The 20,766-nt window shown below is 63.8% G+C and carries 21 protein-coding genes; 5 read left to right on the forward strand and 16 right to left on the reverse strand.

What is annotated here, in order from left to right:
• Positions 1 to 53 precede the first annotated feature (53 nt).
• The 4 genes from OVA31_RS10190 to OVA31_RS10205 are packed head-to-tail and all read right to left on the reverse strand — an operon-like array spanning position 54 to position 3,697.
• A complete protein-coding gene (locus OVA31_RS10190; protein WP_267630977.1) occupies positions 54 to 1,652 on the reverse strand; it encodes a bifunctional 3-(3-hydroxy-phenyl)propionate/3-hydroxycinnamic acid hydroxylase in 1,599 nt (532 codons plus the stop codon).
• The gene (locus OVA31_RS10195) at positions 1,649 to 2,272 is read right to left on the reverse strand and encodes a VOC family protein (RefSeq protein ID WP_267630978.1); all 624 of its coding nucleotides are present in this window, start codon (positions 2,270 to 2,272) and stop codon (positions 1,649 to 1,651) included. The genes OVA31_RS10190 and OVA31_RS10195 overlap by 4 nt, the downstream gene beginning before the upstream one ends.
• Complete coding sequence (locus OVA31_RS10200) at positions 2,244 to 2,843, reverse strand: amino acid synthesis family protein (protein ID WP_267630979.1); 600 nt, start codon at positions 2,841 to 2,843, stop codon at positions 2,244 to 2,246. Before OVA31_RS10200 ends, OVA31_RS10195 begins: the two co-directional genes overlap by 29 nt.
• On the reverse strand, positions 2,840 to 3,697 hold the full coding sequence (locus OVA31_RS10205; RefSeq protein WP_267630980.1) for a fumarylacetoacetate hydrolase family protein: 858 nt from the start codon (positions 3,695 to 3,697) through the stop codon (positions 2,840 to 2,842). Before OVA31_RS10205 ends, OVA31_RS10200 begins: the two co-directional genes overlap by 4 nt.
• Before the next feature lie 233 nt (positions 3,698 to 3,930).
• Here OVA31_RS10205 and OVA31_RS10210 point away from each other — a divergent pair, with 233 nt between their 5' ends.
• Positions 3,931 to 5,373 (forward strand): aldehyde dehydrogenase family protein, encoded by a 1,443-nt coding sequence (locus OVA31_RS10210; RefSeq protein WP_267630981.1) that lies wholly within the window; start codon positions 3,931 to 3,933, stop codon positions 5,371 to 5,373.
• Positions 5,374 to 5,438: 65 nt separating this feature from the next.
• Here the strand turns inward: OVA31_RS10210 and OVA31_RS10215 are convergent, their stop codons facing one another.
• From OVA31_RS10215 to OVA31_RS10250, 8 genes are all read right to left on the reverse strand, one after another.
• On the reverse strand, positions 5,439 to 6,119 hold the full coding sequence (locus OVA31_RS10215; RefSeq protein WP_267630982.1) for a GntR family transcriptional regulator: 681 nt from the start codon (positions 6,117 to 6,119) through the stop codon (positions 5,439 to 5,441).
• A gap of 72 nt (positions 6,120 to 6,191) precedes the next feature.
• Positions 6,192 to 7,313 (reverse strand): alcohol dehydrogenase catalytic domain-containing protein, encoded by a 1,122-nt coding sequence (locus tag OVA31_RS10220; RefSeq protein ID WP_267630983.1) that lies wholly within the window; start codon positions 7,311 to 7,313, stop codon positions 6,192 to 6,194.
• 32 nt (positions 7,314 to 7,345) lie between these two features.
• On the reverse strand, positions 7,346 to 7,870 hold the full coding sequence (locus OVA31_RS10225) for a cupin domain-containing protein (protein WP_267630984.1): 525 nt from the start codon (positions 7,868 to 7,870) through the stop codon (positions 7,346 to 7,348).
• Positions 7,871 to 8,406: 536 nt separating this feature from the next.
• Entirely contained in the window at positions 8,407 to 9,015 is a 609-nt protein-coding gene (locus tag OVA31_RS10230) for a hypothetical protein (RefSeq protein WP_267630985.1), read from the reverse strand.
• Between the two features lie 177 nt (positions 9,016 to 9,192).
• Positions 9,193 to 9,702: a hypothetical protein gene (locus OVA31_RS10235; RefSeq protein WP_267630986.1), complete on the reverse strand. Its 510-nt coding sequence runs from the start codon at positions 9,700 to 9,702 to the stop codon at positions 9,193 to 9,195.
• Positions 9,695 to 10,051, reverse strand: a complete 357-nt coding sequence (locus OVA31_RS10240; RefSeq protein WP_267630987.1) for a hypothetical protein — start codon at positions 10,049 to 10,051, stop codon at positions 9,695 to 9,697. Before OVA31_RS10240 ends, OVA31_RS10235 begins: the two co-directional genes overlap by 8 nt.
• Positions 10,052 to 10,058: 7 nt before the next feature.
• Positions 10,059 to 10,625: a DUF3558 family protein gene (locus OVA31_RS10245; protein WP_267630988.1), complete on the reverse strand. Its 567-nt coding sequence runs from the start codon at positions 10,623 to 10,625 to the stop codon at positions 10,059 to 10,061.
• Positions 10,622 to 11,872, reverse strand: a complete 1,251-nt coding sequence (locus OVA31_RS10250; RefSeq protein ID WP_267630989.1) for a WXG100 family type VII secretion target — start codon at positions 11,870 to 11,872, stop codon at positions 10,622 to 10,624. Before OVA31_RS10250 ends, OVA31_RS10245 begins: the two co-directional genes overlap by 4 nt.
• A 205-nt stretch (positions 11,873 to 12,077) precedes the next feature.
• On the opposite strand from OVA31_RS10250, the gene OVA31_RS10255 reads away from it, so the two are divergent.
• The 3 genes from OVA31_RS10255 to OVA31_RS10265 all read left to right on the forward strand — a co-directional run bounded on the left by OVA31_RS10255 (position 12,078) and on the right by OVA31_RS10265 (position 15,147).
• Positions 12,078 to 12,914, forward strand: coding sequence for a hypothetical protein (locus OVA31_RS10255; RefSeq protein ID WP_267630990.1), 837 nt, complete (start codon positions 12,078 to 12,080; stop codon positions 12,912 to 12,914).
• A gap of 240 nt (positions 12,915 to 13,154) precedes the next feature.
• Entirely contained in the window at positions 13,155 to 14,171 is a 1,017-nt protein-coding gene (locus OVA31_RS10260; RefSeq protein ID WP_267630991.1) for a hypothetical protein, read from the forward strand.
• 58 nt (positions 14,172 to 14,229) lie between these two features.
• Positions 14,230 to 15,147: an alpha/beta fold hydrolase gene (locus tag OVA31_RS10265; protein WP_267631474.1), complete on the forward strand. Its 918-nt coding sequence runs from the start codon at positions 14,230 to 14,232 to the stop codon at positions 15,145 to 15,147.
• A gap of 5 nt (positions 15,148 to 15,152) precedes the next feature.
• Here the strand turns inward: OVA31_RS10265 and OVA31_RS10270 are convergent, their stop codons facing one another.
• From OVA31_RS10270 to OVA31_RS10285, 4 genes are read right to left on the reverse strand one after another with little or no spacing between them, the layout of a single operon-like run.
• Positions 15,153 to 15,461, reverse strand: coding sequence for a DUF202 domain-containing protein (locus tag OVA31_RS10270; RefSeq protein WP_267630992.1), 309 nt, complete (start codon positions 15,459 to 15,461; stop codon positions 15,153 to 15,155).
• Positions 15,458 to 15,856, reverse strand: coding sequence for a YidH family protein (locus OVA31_RS10275; RefSeq protein ID WP_267630993.1), 399 nt, complete (start codon positions 15,854 to 15,856; stop codon positions 15,458 to 15,460). Before OVA31_RS10275 ends, OVA31_RS10270 begins: the two co-directional genes overlap by 4 nt.
• Entirely contained in the window at positions 15,853 to 17,748 is a 1,896-nt protein-coding gene (locus OVA31_RS10280; protein ID WP_267630994.1) for an alkyl/aryl-sulfatase, read from the reverse strand. The genes OVA31_RS10275 and OVA31_RS10280 overlap by 4 nt, the downstream gene beginning before the upstream one ends.
• A gap of 47 nt (positions 17,749 to 17,795) precedes the next feature.
• Complete coding sequence (locus tag OVA31_RS10285; protein WP_267630995.1) at positions 17,796 to 19,187, reverse strand: MFS transporter; 1,392 nt, start codon at positions 19,185 to 19,187, stop codon at positions 17,796 to 17,798.
• 201 nt (positions 19,188 to 19,388) lie between these two features.
• On the opposite strand from OVA31_RS10285, the gene OVA31_RS10290 reads away from it, so the two are divergent.
• The gene (locus OVA31_RS10290; RefSeq protein ID WP_267630996.1) at positions 19,389 to 20,765 is read left to right on the forward strand and encodes a PucR family transcriptional regulator; all 1,377 of its coding nucleotides are present in this window, start codon (positions 19,389 to 19,391) and stop codon (positions 20,763 to 20,765) included.
• Position 20,766 lies beyond the last annotated feature (1 nt).

Here is a 20,766-nt window from a genome sequence, read left to right on the forward strand (position 1 = left end):
GAACGTGTCGGTGATGTGGGGCTCATGGAGTTCCATGGCCGGCGTCGATCAGGCTATTCCGCCGAGACCCGCGGTCCGCGAATGGCGGCGACCAGGTCGCTCAGCAGCCCGCAGCAGTCGGCTACCGAATCAGCAGTGGCGTAGACCGTGTGGTCGGGACGCGCGATGACGAATTTCTGCCCGAGGTCGGCCAGCCAGGTGGACAGGACGTCGTCGGTCTCGGTGAGCGGCCGCAACCCACCAGGCGAACCTCTTCGCGGAGAGAGCGCTGTGACGTTACCTCCTAGTGGCGCTATGGCTTCGGTGAGCAGGTCAGCGTCGCTGGGCTCAAGCGGGGCTGCGCAGATCACTCGGAAGCCACTCCCGATGACATCGTCGAGCAGCGCCGAAGTTCCGTCGGGAGCGGTGACTCGCGGTTGCGGGAGGATTCGCCCCGCACCGGGGGTGTGCGTGGCGATGAGGCCGTCGCAGAGTGGGGGCAGAAATGTTGCTCGGTATGTGACCGGCACGTCGGGGGTGTCGCCACGGAGTTCGCGGTCTCGCTGACGTGCCGCAACCTGGTCGCGTTCACAGATGACCCGGCCGAGATCGATAGCGTGACCGGTTGTTTCGATGACGTGCGGGCGTCGTTCCTGTTGATAGCTGTCCAGCAGCGACGCGTCAACCGTCGGCGAATCGACTGCATACCGCAGCTTCCAGGCCAGATTCTGGGCATCGCGAATTCCTTGGGCCATGCCCTGTGCCATGAACGGCGGAGTCATGTGCGCGGCGTCGCCGGCAAGCAGGATGCGGCCGTCTCGCCAGCTCTCGGCCACCAGACCATGGAAGGTATAGGCGGCAGATCGCCACAGCGTGGCCTCGCCAGGCCGGATCCATCGATCGATGAACGGCCAGGCATCGTCGTCGGCAACGCTTCCCGCGGCGAGCTCCCCGGGTTCGAGCATGATCTCCCAACGTCGGTGATGGCCGGCGAGGACCACATAGGTCGAGGGGCGATCCGGTTCGCAGTACTGCACTTGGGTGGCCGGCAGGCGCTCCACCGCGTCGTCACCGACGATGGCGTCGACAACCAGGAAGTTCTCGTGGAAACCCAAGTCGATCATCGTGATTCCGAGACGCCGACGTATTGGACTGGCGCCCCCGTCGCAGCCGACGAGATAACGCCCCGTGACGTGATCGACAGTCGTGGCTCCGGCCCGCCGCACGTCGACCCAGACATGGTCGTCATCTTGTCCGGTATCGATGATCGTGCTCTCCAGCGATACGGTGACCGACGGCAAGGAATCGACGCGTTCGCGCAGGAGGGTCTCGAATGCGGGCTGGTCGAACGCAAACATCGGGTCCCAGCCGAGTCGGTGAGGAGGGGGCGGCGAGTCGAGCCGCTTGATCACTTCGCCGTCCACGCCCCGGTATTCGCTTGCCCGGTAGGGCACTACATGGGGCTGCAGCTGATCGGCGATTCCCAACTCCTGGGCGACCCGCATGACCTCGTGATCCATGCCCGCCGCACGCGGTAGCGGATACAACCCGGGAAGCTGATCGAAGATGGCGGTACGAATCCCGTGCTGTCCGAGCAGTCCTGCCAGAGCAGCGCCAGTCGGACCCATCCCCACGATCAGAACGTCGGTGTCGAAGTCGCCGGCTCCGCTCATCGTTCGCCGAACTTCTGACGCTGCCAGTCTTCGACAGTCATGAAGGTGGGGTCCTGGCGGCACACCTGCTCCGTTGTGGCCCAGATCTTTTCGTCGGAATCGGCAAGGTCGAGCGGATCGCCGTGCGGTTGCTCCACATACCAGGGTGTGTCGAGATACACCTCGACGGTGTTGTCCTCGATATCAGAAAAGTAGATGGACAACGCGTTTCCGTGATTGAGTCCACGCAGCTTGGTGGCGCTTGCGGCTTCCGCCCGCGACCAGGCTTCCCGGAGGTCGTCGATCGTCGCCACCTTGAAAGACAACTGCATGATAGTGCTCGGCGCATCCGCGCCGCGGCCCGAGGCGAGCGCGAGCTGATGATGCTGAGCCGGATTCCCCGACAGGAACGCGATGGTGAAAGGCATGGTCTTGCCCTCGCCGCGGTCGGTTTGAACCATGCCGAAGACCGACGTGTAGAAATCGACCATGGCGTCGAGGTCGCGACAGAAAACGCCGAAATGGGAGAGTGTCGGCTGAAAGGTCGTCTCTGTTGTGGATGTCATGTGAGTCTCCTCGTTGAGGCCATGATGGTAGATCAGTGGTGGTGGATCAGCGTTGCCCGTCGTGGACGGAGACATCAGCAATGCTCAATCCGCCCAGGCGGGAATGGATGCGGCCGCCGTCAGACATCGCCAGCGCGAACAGAATCTCGTTCGGGCGGGGTGCATCTTGGATACCCACCTCGACCACGTTGTAATGACTCCGCACATACGCGGCGTGGATGTAGTGCAGCGGCACCATCAAGCGATAACCGGTGGCCGCGACCGCCTTGGCCGACGGCACCATCGCCTTGGGCGCACCGAGGCTTTCACGCATCGCCCAGCCACCCGCCTCATGCCACACGGCCCCGTGCTCGAGTTCTCCGTTCACGCCGACGATGCTGGCCTTGCCGTAGGCTTCGACGTGTTCGACGCCACCCAACAGCTCGATCAGGTCGCCGGCGAGTGACGCGCCGAGCGGGCGCAGTGCGCCCATGAATTCGGAGAGATCCTCCTGGTAACGGCCGGCGAACGGGTTGGCGACCACGGCGGATGCAGTGGCGATCCGGACCGGCTGTTCCGATGTGGGGCCGAATTCGTGGAATACGGTCTCCACCACCAGCTGCCTTTTGCGAACCCGCACCAGGTCGTCGATGCCGGCGACGGTCACTTCTGCGCTTCGATCGGGTTGCGGAGGGTACCGATGGCCTCGATCTCGACCTCCACCACGTCACCCGGCTTCATATAGCGCGGGGGTTTGCGCGAGAATCCGACGCCTGACGGAGTTCCGGTGATGATGACATCGCCCGGCGCGAGGGTGAAAATCGTCGACGCGTAGTTGATCAGCTGCGGGATGCCGAAGATCATCTGCCCGGTATCGCCGGACTGAACGACTTCGTCGTTGAGTCGGGTTTCGAGCTTCAGTTCGCGGCCGGGTTCGATCTCGTCGGCGGTCACCATCCATGGGCCGAACCCGCCGGTGGACTCGAAGTTCTTGCCTGCGGCGATCTGCTTGGCGTGGAACTGGAATTCGCGGACCGACCCATCGTTGTAGCAGCTGTATCCCGCGACGTGATCCCAGGCGCTCTCCACCGGGATGTCGCGGCCGCCGCGGCCGATGATCACCGCGAGCTCACCCTCCCAGTCGAGGGTCTCCGAGGCGTTGGGGCGCACGATCGCACCCTCGTGCGCGACCTGTGAGCGCCACACCCGCAGGAAGATCGGCGGGTAGTCGGCCAACTCTCGCTTGAGCCCCGCGGCGATCGCCTCTTGGTGATGATCCATGTAATTGCGCACCGATGCCACGATCTTCTCCGGGCGCGGGATTACCGGCAGATAGGTGACCACGCCCAACGGGATCGGTGTGCCCTGTGAGACCAGCTCCTCGCGACGGGCGAAGTCATCGCCGGCGATGAAGGCGGCCAACGTGTCAACGCCTGAGGCATTGGCCAAATCGACCACGGTGTCGTCGACGACTGCGCCGAAGGATTCGCGACCGGAGTGGAGGAAGGACATGAGTTTCATTTGACACCTCAGCGGTTTCGGGGTTTCGGCCGTTCGCTCGTGTGAGCTCGAACACTGTGAACACGAAGCTACGGCACTTTCGTGCACAAAACAATAGAACCTGCATTTTCCTTGCAAGCTTCGCGAGGTCTGTGCTTCGCTTCTGGTGGCACAACGATCTACGGCGGTGCCGGCCCCGGCACGACGTCCCGTGGAGATGACCGCCGACCCGCCCACCACAGCAGGAGTTCCCTATGTTCGGTGCAAATTATGTTGATGGACAATGGATCGACGGATCTTCGGCGGTGCCGGATATCAATCCCTCCGACCTCGACGACGTTGTCGGGGAGTTCGCCCGCGCCGATAGGACCCAGGCCGAGGACGCGATCTCCGCAGCGACTGCGGCACAACCCCACTGGGCGGCGCTGCCCGGCGCAGCACGCGCCGAGATTCTCGACCGGGCCGGTGATGAACTCCTCGCCCGCGCAGACGAGCTCGGCGATCTCCTGTCGCGCGAGGAGGGCAAGACGCTGCCCGAAGGCGTGGGCGAAATACGCAGGGCCGGACAGATCTTGAAATTCCACGCGGGAGAGGCAGTCCGGAACCCAGGCGAACTACTCGGTTCCGTACGTCCCGGCGTCGAAATCCTGGTAGATCGCGAACCAGTGGGTGTGGTCACGGTCATCACCCCGTGGAACTTTCCCATCGCCATTCCCGCGTGGAAGATCGCGCCCGCACTGGCGCACGGCAACGCCGTGGTGTTCAAGCCTGCTGACCTCGTTCCGGCTTCGGCGTGGCATCTGGTGGACGTCTTGGTTCGTGCGGGTTTGCCGGCCGGCGTGCTGAACCTGGTCATGGGGTCGGGCCGCGAGATCGGCGACACCCTCACCGGTGATGTGCGGGTGAATGCGGTGTCATTCACGGGCTCCACCGTCACCGGACAGCGCGTTCGTGAGTCCGCGCACTCCCATGGCGCCCGAGTGCAATTGGAGATGGGCGGCAAGAATCCACTGGTCATTGCCGATGACGCCGATCTCGATGCCGCGGTGGCCGGGGCGATCGAGGGATCGTTTGGTTCGACGGGACAGCGGTGCACCGCGTCGTCGCGCCTGATCGTCGTCGACAGCATCCACGACGAGTTCGTCGATCGCCTGGCAGCGGCTCGTGCGCGAATCGTGGTCGGCGACGCCCGACACGGGGACACGACGATGGGTCCCGTCGCGGACGCGAGTCAGCTCGAGCAAGACCGGCGATACATCGACCTGGCCCGATCGCAAGGCGCCGACGTCGTCGGTGGAGAGCTGCTCGACCGCGCAACCCCGGGTCACTACCTGTCACCGGCCCTGCTGATCGGCACCCGCAACGAAGACACCGTCAACCGCGAGGAGGTGTTCGGGCCAGTCGCATCAGTGATCCGCGTTGCCGATCTCGACGAAGCGATCAGCGCAGCCAATGACACCGAATTCGGTTTGACGGCTGGTATTTACACACGGTCCCTCGCTGCTTCTACCCGATTTCGGAAGCAGTCCACTGCAGGCATGGTGATGGTCAACCTCCCGACCGCCGGGGTCGACTACCACGTCCCGTTCGGTGGGCGCCGGGCGTCGTCGTTCGGACCTCGGGAGCAGGGCCGGGATGCGCGGGACTTCTACACCAGCACCAAGACCTGCTACGTACTCGGCGACCCGACTTCATAACAGCGAGAATTTGTTTGGGCTCTCCGGTCACTATGCGCGGAGAGCCCAAACAACTGCATCGAAAGTCAGGAGGTCAGCTTCGGCATGATGGTGGCGATGTCATGCTGTGTCCGCGTGATGTGCCGGGTGAGAAGTGCGACGGCCTCGTCTGTTTTCCGCTCCACTGTCGCGTTGAGAATCGCCTCGTGCTCACCGGATTTCGAACGCGACTGGGTCCGATGCGCGGCCGAGAACCGTCGATACCGCTCGGCCTGATCGAACAAGTTGGAGCACGACTGCAACAGCCGCGGAGATGTCGTCGCCGACAACAGCGTCATATGGAAGTTCTTGTGCAGCATCGACCATTCGCTGTCGAGGACCAGAGGTCCCTCGGGAAGGCGATCCTCGACCTTCTGCAGCCGATAGAACGACGCGATCGCCTGAGCTTCCCACTCGTCGCCGCCGCGCTCGATGGCCTCTTCCAGCGCCTGCATATCGAGTATCAAGCGCAGCCGCGTGATGTCGTTGAAGTCATCAACAGACATCTCCGCGACCCGGAACCCCCGCCGCTCATCGGCGACGACCAAGCCTTCGTACGTCAATCGGTTCAACGCTTCGCGTAGCGGACTGCTCGAGCAGCCGTAATGCTCCCGAAGGTGATCGACTTTCAGCTTGTCTCCCGCCCGGTGGACGTTGGACAGCAGGTCCTGACGTAGTCGGGCGACCGTCTGCGCGACGAGGGGCGGAGGTAGGGTCGCGGTGCTCATTCGACAATTCTATGCACAAAGATGGCGTTGCGCATTGACGACGAGGCGATCGGACCCCGGCCGGTCACCACGTCACTGGGACGCAGGCAGCGGGGAGACGATGTAATTGCTGAACCCCCCGTTGCGATCGGCGATGCCGTTGATCGCGTTGTTCACGTCCTGCAGCGGGAACACGTGATGCTCGAGTGGCGACAAATCGAGTGTTCCGGCGGCGACCATGTCCGCCATCTCCTGGCATTCGCGGGCAGTCGACCACGCCGAACCGAGGAGCTTGAGCTGCTGATCCATCAGGTGATGGATGTCGATGGCCAGCTCGCCCATCATCGCGCCGATGTCGACACACACGCCGCCCCGGCGCAGTGATCGCATTCCTTCGCGGAAGGTCTCGTGCTCAGCGCCCGGACCCAGCGCATCGACGTAGATGTCGACTCCGCGACCGTTGGTCTGCTCCTTGATCCAGGTGTCCACCGGTCCGTCGAGCAATGAGTGTGTGTGAATGCGTCCCGGTACCAGGTCAGCGACGGTCTTCAGCAGCCCGTGGTTACGGGCCGTCCCGTACAGGGTCGTCAGTCCCATGGCCGGCGCCAGCAGCGCGGCGGACAGACCGAGCGTGCCGCTGATCCCGTTGACGAGAATCGACTTGCCCGGGCGGGCGTCTGCCTTCTTGAGCGCCGAGTACATCGTGCCCAGATAGCCGAAGCGCGCGGCGGTGTTGAAGTCGAGATTGTCCGGCAGACGCACCAGAGCGTAGGCGGGCGCGAGCATCTGTTCGGCGAGCCCACCGGGATATCGGTCGAGCAGTTCGATCGAGGTCGGGGTGAATCCGAAATAGCCGGCGAAGGCATAGCTCGAGCAGTTGATCAGATCTCCATCGCGGCACGCCTCGCACGCCAGGCAGTATCGGCCTGGATTGACGTAGACGCGGTCGCCGACCTCCCAGCCGATGACGCCCTCGCCGACCTCCTCGACGACCCCGGCGGGATCGAGCCCGAATGTCGCGGGGAGCGTCGGCAGCGGATCCTCTGGGAACCAGGTGGTCCAGTTCTGCAGAATGTTGCTGAGATTCGGGACGATGTTGACGGCGTGAACGCGGACGCGCACTTCACCAAGGCCCGGCACCGGGCGAGGAACTTGTTCGAGTCGCATCTCCTCGGCGACGTTGTGCATACGTGCAGCCAGCATGGTGTCTGTCATTCTCTGTGAACCTTTCGTGAACGAGTGAGTCGTCAGCCGGCCTGGCCGATGAGGACGACGAAGATGGTTGCGGGCTCGTCTCCAGGCACACGCCAGGCGTGGCGCGTACCGTTCTGAACGACGATGTCGCCCGGATGAAGTTCGGTACTCGCGTTGTTGTCGAGTTCGAGAACGACTGTGCCGCTGAGGAGTACCGCGTAGTCGATGGTCGGCGTGGTGTGCATACCCGGGGCATCGGGCTCGAAGAGGTCGGCAAGTCCCGGAGTGTTGGCCAGATTCTCGGCGACCGCGGCCTCGGGGTCGAAATCGGTCGCGCCGAAGACACTGTCCGGGGGAAAAGTCACCGTCAGCGCAATTGTCTCGCCCGGGCCCGGAACGAAGCTCGCCGGTGGAGCGGCAGCTTCCATTCCACGCGCCGTCGGCGGCCGGGTCGTCGTCCACACCACGGAACTCTCGAATCCTGGGGTGTGCTTGTAGACGGTGGCCGCTGTGGGTCCGTCCTCTTTGATGACCGACGATCCTGCGCTGTCAACGCCCGTCACGACTCGACGAACCATGTTGTGCACTCTCCTTCAACTCGGCCGGGGTAGTGGCCTCCATCACACTGGTCAGTTTATGCATAACTTGATCCTTTTGCATAGAGTCCGGAAGGTCTGAGTGCCCTGCCCGACGTCATAGAGGCCGACCGGTTGTACTGAGATGCACGTTCCTCCCCGACTGCCGGCGGCCCTGACCCGCCTCGGCCAGGCCAACTCCAGCGGCGCACTCAGTAGCCGTATCTGGAAACCCCTTGGCGGCCACGGAGATGGGCCGAGTCAGCTCAGTCGACAATCCGCGCCGGCGCCAGATTGGACGCAAGATCGAACGCTCCAGAGGGTCGATCAGACGATTTCGTTCACGAACCGCGAGCCGTTGTCCGACTCGTATGTGAAGATGTCGTCCTTGTAGGTGGGTGGGGCTGGGCGCACTAGCGCCCAGCCTGGTCTATCCGAGCGGTATCGCACCGGCCGCGCGGGGCCAATTGCTTATGGCACCTTCGCTTTTGGTCATCCGGGTATCGATCACAACCCGCCGCACTATCGGCAGCGACGTCTCAAGTGCGCTTCCGCGTTTCGGCCACCCGCACTCCAATTGTCACGGACTCGCCGATCTCGACGTCGCTGGGCGTAGACACACTCAGCATGGCCTGGATCTCCGCAGGCGTCGCCCACCGACCCTGGGCATGCCAACCCTGCAGTTGCTCGATCGTAGACAGCATCGTGTTGAAATCGACGTTGTACGGCCGGTGCAGCAACCGTCGCGTGCGTCCGCTTCTCAGCGTCGCAGAGCGCAGCTCGATCGCGGGGACTCCGTTGCTCATCATGAGGAAGCCGACCGTCGTCGATTCGAAGTCGAACCGCCTCCCATCACCGAACTCGATGCCAGCACCGTCAATGACCAGCGGGCCACGCTCGCGGTAACTCACTGTGAGGAGCACCGGGACAAGCGCCGCGCTCATCAGTGCTGGAAACAGCATTCGCCCAGCATCCGAGTATCCGAGAAGGAAGGCGCCGATCATCCCGCCGGCCATGACCCCGCACAACAGCGAGAGCGTGACCCCGGGGTTCGCATAGAAGGGTTGCCGGTACACCGCGACGTGATCGCATCGCATCATCAGTTTCGTGCGCAACGGGGCCCGCGCTGCAACTGGTATGAGCGCCACGCACACGAATGTCAATGCAACCGCTGGAAACGACATCGCCAGTGACCCAACGCACCCCACGACCCCGATCCCGATCAGAACGAACAACCCATCCCGCGACGGTCGGTATTCGTATGCGGTGCGCTTCGTCCAGCGCAGTGTGAGAGCGCTGCTTTCATGCTCTGGTTCCATGGGCAGTCAGTGCCTTTGGAAGTGCGAGAGGATACGTAGGCCTCGGGCAGAGCCGTTGGTACGGCTTCGTGTCGCGGCGACGACATACGCAACGACCACGAAGATGGTCACGCGCATTTCAATCCCCCAGCCGAAGGCACCCGTACCCGCACCCCCGAAATCGATTGACCTCGCCCGTTTGATTGCGTCATCCAGATTGTGCATCGCGTCGGCCAGCGAGGACAACGCACCCTCGCCACCATCCGGATACGCTTGCGGCACATCGCTCCACGTGCCCGGCACCCCGTCGAGGATCGCGCCGACGTCAGCCGCCGTCGCGTGACGATCGTCTGTGGCATCGAGGTCGACGTTTCGGGAAACCGAGAGCGAAAAGCGGTCATCCCAGTATCGGTACTCCGCCTCGTTGCCGATCCCGATTATCGCCGCCACCATGACTGTTTGCAGCGCAACGATTCCCAGCGGAATGCTCCACCGCTCGAGGAGCAGTATGCCGCCCGCCGTCGACCTGCTAGACACTGCCAAAGCGTCGCAGTTGGGCGAGCAGGTTCGCACGCACGTCGTCGACGATCTGGGTACGCCGCTCATCGGTGAGCCAGCCGCCCCGGCCATCGATCTCAGCTTCGAAAGCCTCGTCTACGCGCCTGCGGAACTCGGCATTGCGCGCGTTCTCATCTGTCGCCCACCGACGCAGATCGGCGAGATCATCACCGGTGCGACCCGGATCAGCGTCGGGTTCTGGCTCCGGCGAGGTGAATTCGACGCTCGGGAACTCGATGTTGCGCGCTCGGATTGTTACGGTGGCGAGGTGATCCAAGGCGCCCTGAAGCTTGTGAAGTGCTTCGTCAAAACCGGCCGGGTCCGTCATGGAGAAATCACCAGCCCAGTGCCTTGAGGACCTTTTCGGTCTGGGGGATGGCAGACTCGCAGAGTTTCGATGCATCTGCTTGGCCATCAAGTCTCACCCGCAGTACGAAGCCCTTCGGTGTGTCGGGCGTTTTTACCAGCGCCCGACACGTCGAAGCGTCATCTTTTGTCTGCTGGTACACGGTCCCGTCCCCGACAGGGAATTGCCGGACCACAGCGCTGTCCAGAATTATGCTCACGTCAAAGGGCTTGAAGACATCCATTTCCAACGACCCGTATCCGTCACTGACCGGCCATTCGCATCCAGGTAGACCGCGGTCGTCCTTGGGTTCCGGCTGCTTGGTTACGTCACCGTCGGTAAGTGGTGCGATGTCTTGCGGGGTCAGGGCCGCGCAGATGGCTTCAGCGGTCAATGCGGTCGGGCTTTGCACAGGAGCTCCGCGGGAAGCGGCCGTCTCACTCTGTCCTGTTGCCTGCTGGGCAGTATCGTCAGCAGAATCCTCCCCACATGCAGATAGCAGCAGCGCCACGGACAAGGCAGGGATCGTCAGCAAGAGTCTGGATCTGTATTTCACGGTTCGTCCTCCCAAATTTCTGGACCCGAGCCCGGGTTGTAGGCGGCGGTTGGCCTGTCGCTCAAGCGCTCCAGGTCCAACGCGGTGTCCACATCGATGACCAGCTGGCGTGTGGATTGTGCCTTCTCAAGGAAGTCGGTGAACGGCTTGAGTTCTTCCTTAACCTTGTCCTCGGCACGTCCGTGCGCAAATCCAATTGGATCATTGCAGAATTCGATGAATGTACTCACGGCATCGATGGAGGACTTCAACTCCCTGATCAGGTCCTCAACTGCAAATGACACTTCCAGGAGCAGATGAGAGACCTCGGCAATCGCTGCCGCGGTTCCGGCACCAGGGACCACCTTCGCAGCTAGCTTCAATGCACCGGTGAAGCTGTCCACCTTGACGATTCGTGACAGACCCTTCTGGACGAGCTCGATGATCGCCTTTGCGGCCGACTCGAGCTGATCGGCCGACAGGGACAGCCCTTGCTCGACGAGACGACCGACTGAACCTTCCCAGTTCAGCCCCTTCACCATCTCGGTGGAGTATGCGCTGTAGGCCACTGCAGCCTGGCCATTCCAGTGCTCGTCGATCTCGCCGTGCCCAGACGTCAGGTCCCCGGCAACGGTGTCGAACGCACCGCCCGATTTGCCGTACGTCTTGCCGATGCGCTTGAGTTCCATCCAATTGCCGGCGACCGGTTCGAGCGCCTCCCGGATCGGACTCCAACCCGACAGGTCCTCGATGAACGAATCGGCATCGGCCAGCCAACCTGCCGATTCCTCGATCAGAGCGTTCCAGTCCACGTTCTCGTTCGGCGGAGGAACGACGTCGATCTCGCGCGGCGCTGCCAGCAGTCGCGCATGGGGAACATCGTCGACCACGGGTATTCGAATAACCGGATCATCGGCTGTTCCGAGCATTACCTCGGCAGGTGGGATGAACGGATTGGTGTTGTATTCCTGCGTGCGAGTGTGCGCGATTCCCAGAGCGGCTTCGTGATCGGTGCTGGTGTAGTTCCAGGCGGCCTGCTTGAGGTTCACACTGGTCCCCTGCATCGCGGGACCGAGGGTGCTCTGCCGGCGGACAGTCGCCCTACACAAGGTGTCGATCGGGTCCTTGAGGTTGTCCATCAACCCTTTGAACTCGCCTGTGGAGCCCGAATGGCTGTTGACGAGGTTGACCGTCCTGAGGACGTTCGCGTTCAGCGCCAGGACGTGATTTCCCAGGCCACTGATCCAGTCCGGCTCAGCCTTGAGCACTTCCCCCACTCGACGACCCCCCGATCGCTGTCCCCACCTGCATTTAGATCGGTTCGACCGTAGCAAGCGGGTCGACCGACTCGACCAACCGGCGTCGGTCGCTTGGATGACTCCGTGCCATGCACCGACCGCCAGGTTTCAGCAACCCTTCAGCTCCGATCCCGCACACTCGAATGGACCACCGAGAGCAACCCAGGGAGCCCGGATGAACCGGCACCATCACGCCCGCATCCTGGCGACCGCCATCTTGACGTCCCTCGCCGCGCTGACCCTGGTCAACGCCCCGGCGGCATCAGCGGCCGAGGCCGGTCCACCGCCCACCGTCGTGAACCCCGACGAACCAACGACGGCACTCCCACCCGGCGCCATCGTCACGACCTTCGCCGGCAACCAGCTGAAGTACTGTGCGCTCATCTGCCCCCACATCATCGACTTCGTGGTGGACGTACCTGTCGCCATCGTTCGCTCTCCGGGAGTCTTCGTAGCAGCCCAGGCACAGACCGGATCTACCGACCGCGCAACGGGTATCGCCGCAGCATCCGTCACGCGACCGGCAAACTCGGCAATGACCGGCATCATCGACAACGATCTGAATTTGGTGCTGCCCCGGGCCCAGAACGCGCTCGAGGTGGCCGTCGTCGAGGGGCTCACCCTCGCCGACACCGTCCGGTCAGGCGCCCCGCCTGCGGCCGTCGGTAAAGCCATTGACACCGGACGGACGAAGATCGTGGATGCGCTCAACGCGCCGATCGTCGCGAACCCACCACAGATCGCCACGCCCACCACACCCGCGCAGGCCGCGACACTCGATGCCATCGACGTCGGTTCGGCCGTCCTGTTCCAGGCTCCCGAGCTCCTGATGGTCGGCGCCACCGAAGCCGCAGACATCGCCGCACAGCACCTGGCGACCACCGGCGACACCGACGGTGCACGCGCGGCGGGTGTCGCACATTTCAACGAGACCCTCACCCACGCGAACGATGTGATTCGCCAGGAAACTACCAATCATCTTGTCCCGGCGACACTCTCAAGTAGGCCCTGAGCCTTCAGAATGGCGGCCGGCCTCTGCATGCAGAGCCCGTCCCGTTGAGGGGATCGAGTATTGCGGACGATCGACGCAGGCATCGTCACCGCGCGTCGCAAGGCCAGCCAGGCGACGCTAGTAGTCTGCTTTCAGTGACCGCGACGCTTTGTGCGAACTTTTTGGATACATCAAGCAAATCGAGACCACTATGTCATAGTATTAGCGTAAGCGTGGTGTGAAACTCAATCAGGAGATGGCGTGGAGACTGCCCGGCAGATACTCAGGTGGAGCATTCCCGGTTTTGTCTTCATGCTGAACATACTTGCGTTTCAATCTATCTGGCGGCTCCTCAACAATCCGAAGAACGGTCTGTCCGAGTTTTTGGACAGTGCTACTACTCATACCCTTATTGCCGCATTCGCCGCCTCACTACCAATCGGATTCATCTTGTACCAGATGTATTACTTCCGCTACAAGAGCTCTGCCAGCATCCTGGGGACTACGCTTTTCTATCGTCGAGACCGCGGCGCGCACGTCCTGGGCCAGTATCTTACTGCGTACAAAGGTAGTCCGGAATCGCTAGCCCGCTACTCGCGGACCGCGTCATCCGAAGAGCTCAGTCGTAGACTATCGAAAGCGCCGTTTATCTATCCACGCCGGATACCATTACTACACATCAAGCCCGGATCGCGTTTATGCGATCCGGAGCTCGAACATAAGGCGAAATTCTGCGCTGCTCGTTGCACGAATTGCCGCAGTGCTTACAATCGGACATTCATTGATAACTGGACGCTCCTACAAACAGTTCTCGGTAGCCTGGAATGTAAACCAGGACTTGCGCCTATCAAGAAAGAGTACACGAACGGCTCGGACCTTTATCACACGCTCGGTGCGAGTAGGTACGCTGTCGGCGCCGCTTCCATCGGTATATTCACATTCAATGCGTGCATCTTGTTGGGCCCAGCCGGTTCTCCCGGACTAGCCGAGAGCGCAAGTGCTCTCTTGATTCTCGGAGTCTTTACGTTCTGGCAGTACTATGTGATGTACAAGTGCAGACAAAATGTCGAGCGTGACTATGCCCGTCGACTTGCATCAATGTTCTCGATTGTCCTGACCGGCCCAGCGTTCGACAATCAGTCGATCCCAGCAGGTCCGCCGGCCCACGCATTCGATTATCCTGTCGAATCGAGCATCGAACCTCAAGCCGATCCATCCGCGAGCACATCGCCGTTCGCCGACGTCGATCCTGCCGCTACCAAAGCAACCACCGGGTAACGTCCACACGGTGACCGCCGAACCCCGCACCAGGACAATCCATGTCAACGGAATCGACATGTTCATCACCGAACAGGGCAGCGGCGTACCCGTCATCCTCTGCCACGGATTCCCCGGACTCGGCTATTCGTGGCGCCACCAGATCCCCGCCATCGCCGACGCCGGCTGGCATGCAGTGGCCCCCGACATGCGCGGCTACGGTCACAGCAGCCGGCCGACCGACGTGGCGGCCTACGACCGCACCACGACGGTGGCCGATATCGAGGGCCTGCTCGACGCGCTGGACGCCGACCGAGCGATCTTTGCCGGACACGATTTCGGCGCCCAGCTGACCTGGGATCTCGCCCGGTGGATTCCCGATCGCGTCGCCGGCCTCATCCAGCTCAGCGTCCCGCTGACTCCCCGCGTACCTGTCAGCCCCAGCACCATCTACACCGCCATGGCCCGCGACCACTTCCTGCACTTCCACTATTTCCAGCAGCCGGGGCTCGCCGAGCAGGAGCTCGACAACAACGCCGACGAGTTCCTGCGTCGGATCTTCTGGGCGCTCAGTGACGTCGATCGGTACCTCACCTGCTGGGAGCACCCGTCAGAGGGCAACGGCTACCTCGACGTCCTCCCGCCCGCACCCCCGCTCCCCTGGCCGTGGCTGAGCACCGACGAGTTCGACCACTACGTCGCCGAGTTCCGTCGTACCGGCTTCACCGGCGGACTCAACTGGTACCGCGCGGCCGATGCCGTCTGGGAGCAGAACACAGAGATCGGCGATGCCGAGATACACACTCCGACATTGTTTGTCGTCGGTGATCGCGATCCGGTCCTCGGGATGATGGGCCGCGACCCACTCGGGTCCATGAAGCAGCTCGTGCCGGGCCTGCGCCACGTCGAGACCGTCCCTGGCGCCGGCCATTTCGTGCAGATGCAGGAACCCGATCGTGTGAACGCCGCGATCCTGGAGTTCCTCAACGGCGTGTGACGGCGCTACCCGAGAGCCGACACCACACCCACGCAACCGATCACCACCGCGATCACCCACAGCAACACCGTCGACGCATGCTCGGCACACCGCGGATTCTCCTGATAGCGGCGAGCGCGCTGCCGCATGCCGACGCACAGCGCGCACACCAGAGCGCCACTGAGCGCAACGGCCACCACATGAGCCACCGTCTGACCGACCGCCAGCGCACGACAACACAGCAGGAGCACGCCGACTGCGGTAAGAGTTGTTCGGCGCCAGGCCAACAGCGTTCGCTCCGGCTGCAGTCCGGGATCGCGTTCGGTCGTCGTCACAAGATCACGACCACCACACAGACCAAGGCGATGGCGCACACCCCACCGACCGTTATCCGCACGATCGACGCCGGGGGCAACGGATCGCTGCGCCGCATCGCGGACTGCACCCGGCGCCACCGGTGAAACGCGCCCAGCGACAACAGGGTCGCCACCACCACACAGGTCACCGCCAGCACCGAATGGTCGATGTTCCCGGCGCCGCCACCGATCAGTTCGTCGGCGGCGACCCCGGCAGCCAGCAATGCCAGCGCCGTGCGAATCCAGGCAAGGAAGGTGCGTTCGTTGGCCAGGGTGAACCGGTAGTCGGGTTCGGCGTCCTGCACCCCCGACTCCTGCACCCCCGACCCCTGCGCCGCAGCCTCCGGGACCTGCGACGTCGACTGCCGGGTCACGGGGTGACGATGTTGAACGTGCGGGCGAACGTGTCGAGCAGCGCGAACAGCAGATACGCCGGTTCCTCGTCACCGGAGATCTGCGCCTGGCCGGCGGCCACCGCGTCGGCCAGCGCCACCGCACCCAACGCCAAACCGGTCAACGCGGCCTTGGGCAGGCAAAGCGTGGTGTCCGTGTGATCGTCGGGTTGCGCAGGCGTGCAGTTCAATACGCCGTGGACGAGCTCCACTCGCCGGGACTCGCCGGTGTCGGTGAGTTGCACCTGCATCGCGAAGCTCTGCCCACCCGCCTTGGGCCCGTTGAGCCGGATGGCCAGATAGTCGAACAGCATGTCGACGGTCATCGCGGCGATCACTTCACCCGCACCCAACGCCGCCTCGTCGCTGTGGGCACCTTCGCGCAGATCCTGCGCACCGGTCAGGTAGAAGTTGCGCCACGGCGCCGATTCACTCTGATAGCCGAGCTGTTCCAACGCATCGGCCTGCAACTCGCGCGCGGCCTGGTTGTTCGGCTCGGCGAACACCACATGATTGACCACCTCGGCCACCCACCGATAGTCGCCGTCGTCAAAGGACTTGCGCGCCTTGTTCAACACGGCATCGGCACCGCCCATGAACTCCACATAGCGTTGTCCGGCCTCAACGGGCGGATGCGGATGCAGGTGCGCCGGGTTGCCGTCGAAGAACCCGAGATACTTCTGGTAGACGGCCTTCACGTTGTGATTGAGCGACCCGTAATAGCCGCGCGCTATCCACGAGGTGGCCAGCCCCTCGGGCAGTTCCACCATCTCCGCGATCTCGATCATCGTGTAGCCGTGCGCGGCCAGGCGCAGCGTCTCGTCGTGGATGTAGCGGTAGAGGTCACGCTGCTCGGCCAGGAACTCGCACACCGACCGCGTTCCCCACACCGGCCACTGATGGCAGATGAACATCACATCGGTCACCGCGCCGTAGCGCCGCAACGCCTCATCGATGTAGCGACTCCACCCCACCGCGTCCCGAATCTGCGCGCCGCGCGGCGTGTACAGATTGTGCATGTGGTGAGATACGTTCTCGGCCATACACAATGCCCGCATATCAGGCAGGTAGAAGTGCATCTCGGCCGGCGCCTCGGAATCCGGGGTGTACTGGAACTCGAACCGCACACCGTCGAGCACCAGTTCCTGGCTGGTCCCCGAGATCACGTCGGTCGGTTCGAGCAGACTCATCTGCCCCTTCGACAGTGCGATCCCCAGGCCCGTCGAGATCACCCCGGCCGCGTCGACCGGCAGGTTCTGCCCGTACATGTACTGGGCGCGGCGCGTCATGGCGTTGCCCGCGTATACGTTCTCACTCACCGCGTGTTCCAGGAAGCCGAGCGGCGCGACGATCCGCACCGTGCCGCCGGCCACCTCGTCGTCGGACACGATGCCCTTGACCCCGCCGAAGTGATCGGCGTGGCTGTGGGTGTAGATGATCGCGCGGATCGGCTTGTCGCCCAGGTGTTCACGCACCAGATCCATCGCCGCCCGAGCACATTCGACCGAGGTGAGCGGATCGACGACGACGTAGCCGGTGTCACCCTCGATGACGGTCATGTTGGAGATGTCGAATCCGCGGACCTGGAAGATGCGATCGGCCACCTGGAACAGGCCGTGCGCGGTGTGCAGCTGCGACATCCGCCACAGGCTGGGGTTGACCGTCGCCGGCGCATCACCCTGCAGAAAGGTGAAGCGTTCCAGATCCCACACGACGCGACCGGTGTCGTCGGTGATCACCATCGGATCCAGGGTGGCGATGAAGCCGCGGTGCGCGTCGTCGAAGGCCCGGCGATCGTCGAAGGGCAGCTGATCGAGCACCGCCCGGTTGGCGGTGGCGGTGTGCGCGGTGGCGGTCTGGGTGTTGCTGGACAAGAGAACTCCGTTTCGAGATGGGACAACAGTGCGGGCAGGTGCCGCGGTCAGGAGATGGGTGAGCCGGCCGCGATGAGTCGGGCGGTGTCACGTTCGGGACGGATGAGGGTGATGGCCAGGACTCCGCCGACCACCACGATGACGCCGGTGAGCGCGAAGACCACGGTGTAGCCGGAGTGCGGATCGCCGCCTGCGTGATCGATGAGGACACCGGCGACGAACGGGGCGATCACACCGGCCAGCGAGTACAGCCCGACGAACGCCCCGAGCACGACGCCGCGCTGACCGACCGGCGAGATCTCACTGCACGCGGTGGCGCCTGCGGCGAGCGCCACGCCGGACAACCCCAGCCCGAGCGCCATCAACAGCAGTATCAGGGCACTCGCGTGCACATAGCCGAACACGAGGATGCAGACACCGCCCACCACCACGATGACGCCGGGCATGATGCCTCGCGCGGCGCTGCTCGAACGGCCGTTACGCATCATGCGTTGGGTGGCGAAACCCTGGGCGAGCAAGGCGATCATCCCGACCAGCCATGGCAGTGCCGTGAGCGTCCCGGCGGCGGACTTGCTGTGGCCCAGGTCGTCGGTCAGGAACGCCGGCACCCACGAGATGAGCAGCGCGAGCGACCAGTACGCGGCAAACGCGCTCAGGGCGGCACCGAGCCAGGTGCGCGACGACAGAATCCTGCGCAGCGGCACCCGCACCTGATCGATGGGGCGCACGGCGTCGGCGGTCGACGTCGTCGACTGCACGTCGACCGGGCCGTCGCGTCCCACGAACAGCCACACCACACACCACACCGCCCCGACGGCGGCCACGAGTACAAACGCCGACCGCCAGCCGTGCGCGGAGATCACCCACGACAGCACGGGCGCACCGATGATCACCCCGATCGACGTCGCGGTGCTCACCAACGCCGTCGGCATCCCGCGATCGGCGTCGGAGAACCACTTGTGCACGGCGTGCTGTGCCACGCCGAAGGCGGGCCCTTCGGCGGCACCGAGAACGACACGCGACAGCAGGATCACCGTGAATCCTGCCGGACCGATGACCGGCAACATCGCGACCGACCAGATCAGCGCCAGCACGAGCAGCACCTTGCGAGTGCTGAATCGGTCGGCGAGATGGCCGACGACCAGTGCCGAGATGCTGAACAACAGGAAGAACGCACTCGAGATGGTGCCGTATTGCGCGGCCGTGAGCCCGAACTCCTCCCGAATACTGGTCGCGGCCAGTCCCAACACCGCCTTGTCGGCGAAGTTGATCATCATCAGCACCATCAACATCGCGGTGATGACCCAGGCGCGGGTGCCGCCGATTGTGGCCGCGCCGGATCGGGACGGACGACCGGTGTCACGCCACTCACCCGGCTCGGTGACGGCGGGCGGAAGGTGATCGGGCGCGCCGCGTTGCCGGGTGGCCGATTGATCCATCGTGATTCCTCAGTGTTCTTCGTGGTCGCGAGCAGAAAGGTCGGTGCCTGAGACGGGACCGGGCGAAGCGACGATGAGGTGGTGCCCATCACATTCGCTGCTGTGTCACCACGCTATGGTGGGCTCTTGACCATCGCAATATTCGATACTCACAGGTGACCTATAGATGCGGTGTGCGATCGCACAAGCTTGGAGGTGGGCATGGCCGCTCTGACGTCGTCCGAGCCACCCGCGGGGACGAGTGCGCTGCTGCATCGGCTGCAGCTGCGCGCCAAGGACATGATCAAGCAGTCCGCGCTCGACAGCTCCGACGCGCTGCGGGCGTTGCCGTCGGACATCCGGCTGACCGAATTGCCGTGGGTGACGCGCCGGACGCTGTCGACGGTGTTCCGGGCGCTCGGCGACAACGTGGCACCCAGCGAGGACGAACTGCGCCCCGCCCGTGAGATCGCGGTGCAGCGCGCCGACGAAGGGGTGCCGCTGTCGGTGGTGATCCGCAATTGGCAAGCGGGCTTCCAGCGCTTCTGGACCGAGGCGGCCGCACTGGCCCGCCCGGAGGAGGGCGCGGAGGTGGCCTACCTGGGTACCGCACTCATCTCGCTGTTCGGCACCTTCTCGGCGACGCTCGTCGACGCCTACGAGCAGGAACAGATGATCCTCGACAGCGAGAAGAGCAGCGCCGGGCACCTGGTGGCGCGGATGATTCTCGACGGTCAGGAAGCCCGGCCGTATGCCGATCGCTTCCGGATCGAGCTGGCCGCCGAGTACCACGTGCTCGCGCTGGCGATCGCGTCGACGACCGATGAGCTGGTCGACGACGCGACCGGCCGGCTGGTGGCCGGGCGACGCAAGATGCGCTCGATCCTGTCGTTGCCCGAGTTCCGGCGCGCCACGTCGATCCTGACCACGCTGGGACCGGCGGGCGGTCATCTGCTCCTGCCGGCCGACACGCACGGCACCGCTTCGGCGCTGACGGCGGCCGCCGAACTGGTCGAACGCATCCGGTCATCGGTGGGTGTCGATGTGCGGGCGGGTCTGGTGGAGACGGTGGCGATCGCCGACGTGCCGTCGGCGGGGAGGTTGGCCGCCGAGGTGCTGCGCCTGTCGGCGGGGCACCGCAGCGAGCGCAGCGTGTACCGGCTGGCCGATGTGGCGCTGGAGTTTCAGCTGACGCGGCCGGGCCCGGCAGCCGACCATGTCGCCGCCGTGCTGGCGCCCATCGAGCCGTTCCCGGAGCTGATGACCTTTCTGCAGCAATACCTGCGCTGCGACATGGATCGCGGCCGAACCGCGAGAGCGCTTGGCGTACACCCGAATACGATCAACAACCGGCTGCATAAGGTGGCCTCGCTCAGCGGAGTCGATCCCAGCGGCTTCGTGGGTGTGATGGCCTTCGGTGCGGCACTGACCGTGGCTGCGAGCACGCCGGGCGACGAGGTGTCGGGCGGGTTCATGGGCAAGTCCCGAAAATCGGCCAACCAATCCGGCAATACCGACGATGATGGAGATCGGACGCGGCCGCGTGCCGGTGGTGACGCATCACCGTCAAACGCGACCACATTCATGACCAAGGAGTGAA

It is taken from the genome of Gordonia sp. SL306 (assembly GCF_026625785.1).
In the GTDB taxonomy this organism is placed as follows: Bacteria; Actinomycetota; Actinomycetes; order Mycobacteriales; family Mycobacteriaceae; genus Gordonia.

What these genes read in the sequence shown, in the direction of transcription:
- OVA31_RS10190 (WP_267630977.1), bottom strand. Translation starts at nt 1,652, where the DNA reads ATGAGCGGAGCCGGCGACTTCGACACCGACGTTCTGATCGTGGGGATG.
- OVA31_RS10195 (WP_267630978.1), bottom strand. Translation starts at nt 2,272, where the DNA reads ATGTCTCCGTCCACGACGGGCAACGCTGATCCACCACCACTGATCTAC.
- OVA31_RS10205 (WP_267630980.1), bottom strand. Translation starts at nt 3,697, where the DNA reads ATGAAACTCATGTCCTTCCTCCACTCCGGTCGCGAATCCTTCGGCGCA.
- OVA31_RS10210 (WP_267630981.1), top strand. Translation starts at nt 3,931, where the DNA reads ATGTTCGGTGCAAATTATGTTGATGGACAATGGATCGACGGATCTTCG.
- OVA31_RS10215 (WP_267630982.1), bottom strand. Translation starts at nt 6,119, where the DNA reads ATGAGCACCGCGACCCTACCTCCGCCCCTCGTCGCGCAGACGGTCGCC.
- OVA31_RS10220 (WP_267630983.1), bottom strand. Translation starts at nt 7,313, where the DNA reads ATGACAGACACCATGCTGGCTGCACGTATGCACAACGTCGCCGAGGAG.
- OVA31_RS10225 (WP_267630984.1), bottom strand. Translation starts at nt 7,870, where the DNA reads ATGGTTCGTCGAGTCGTGACGGGCGTTGACAGCGCAGGATCGTCGGTC.
- OVA31_RS10240 (WP_267630987.1), bottom strand. Translation starts at nt 10,051, where the DNA reads ATGACGGACCCGGCCGGTTTTGACGAAGCACTTCACAAGCTTCAGGGC.
- OVA31_RS10255 (WP_267630990.1), top strand. Translation starts at nt 12,078, where the DNA reads ATGAACCGGCACCATCACGCCCGCATCCTGGCGACCGCCATCTTGACG.
- OVA31_RS10265 (WP_267631474.1), top strand. Translation starts at nt 14,230, where the DNA reads ATGTTCATCACCGAACAGGGCAGCGGCGTACCCGTCATCCTCTGCCAC.
- OVA31_RS10285 (WP_267630995.1), bottom strand. Translation starts at nt 19,187, where the DNA reads ATGGATCAATCGGCCACCCGGCAACGCGGCGCGCCCGATCACCTTCCG.
- OVA31_RS10290 (WP_267630996.1), top strand. Translation starts at nt 19,389, where the DNA reads ATGGCCGCTCTGACGTCGTCCGAGCCACCCGCGGGGACGAGTGCGCTG.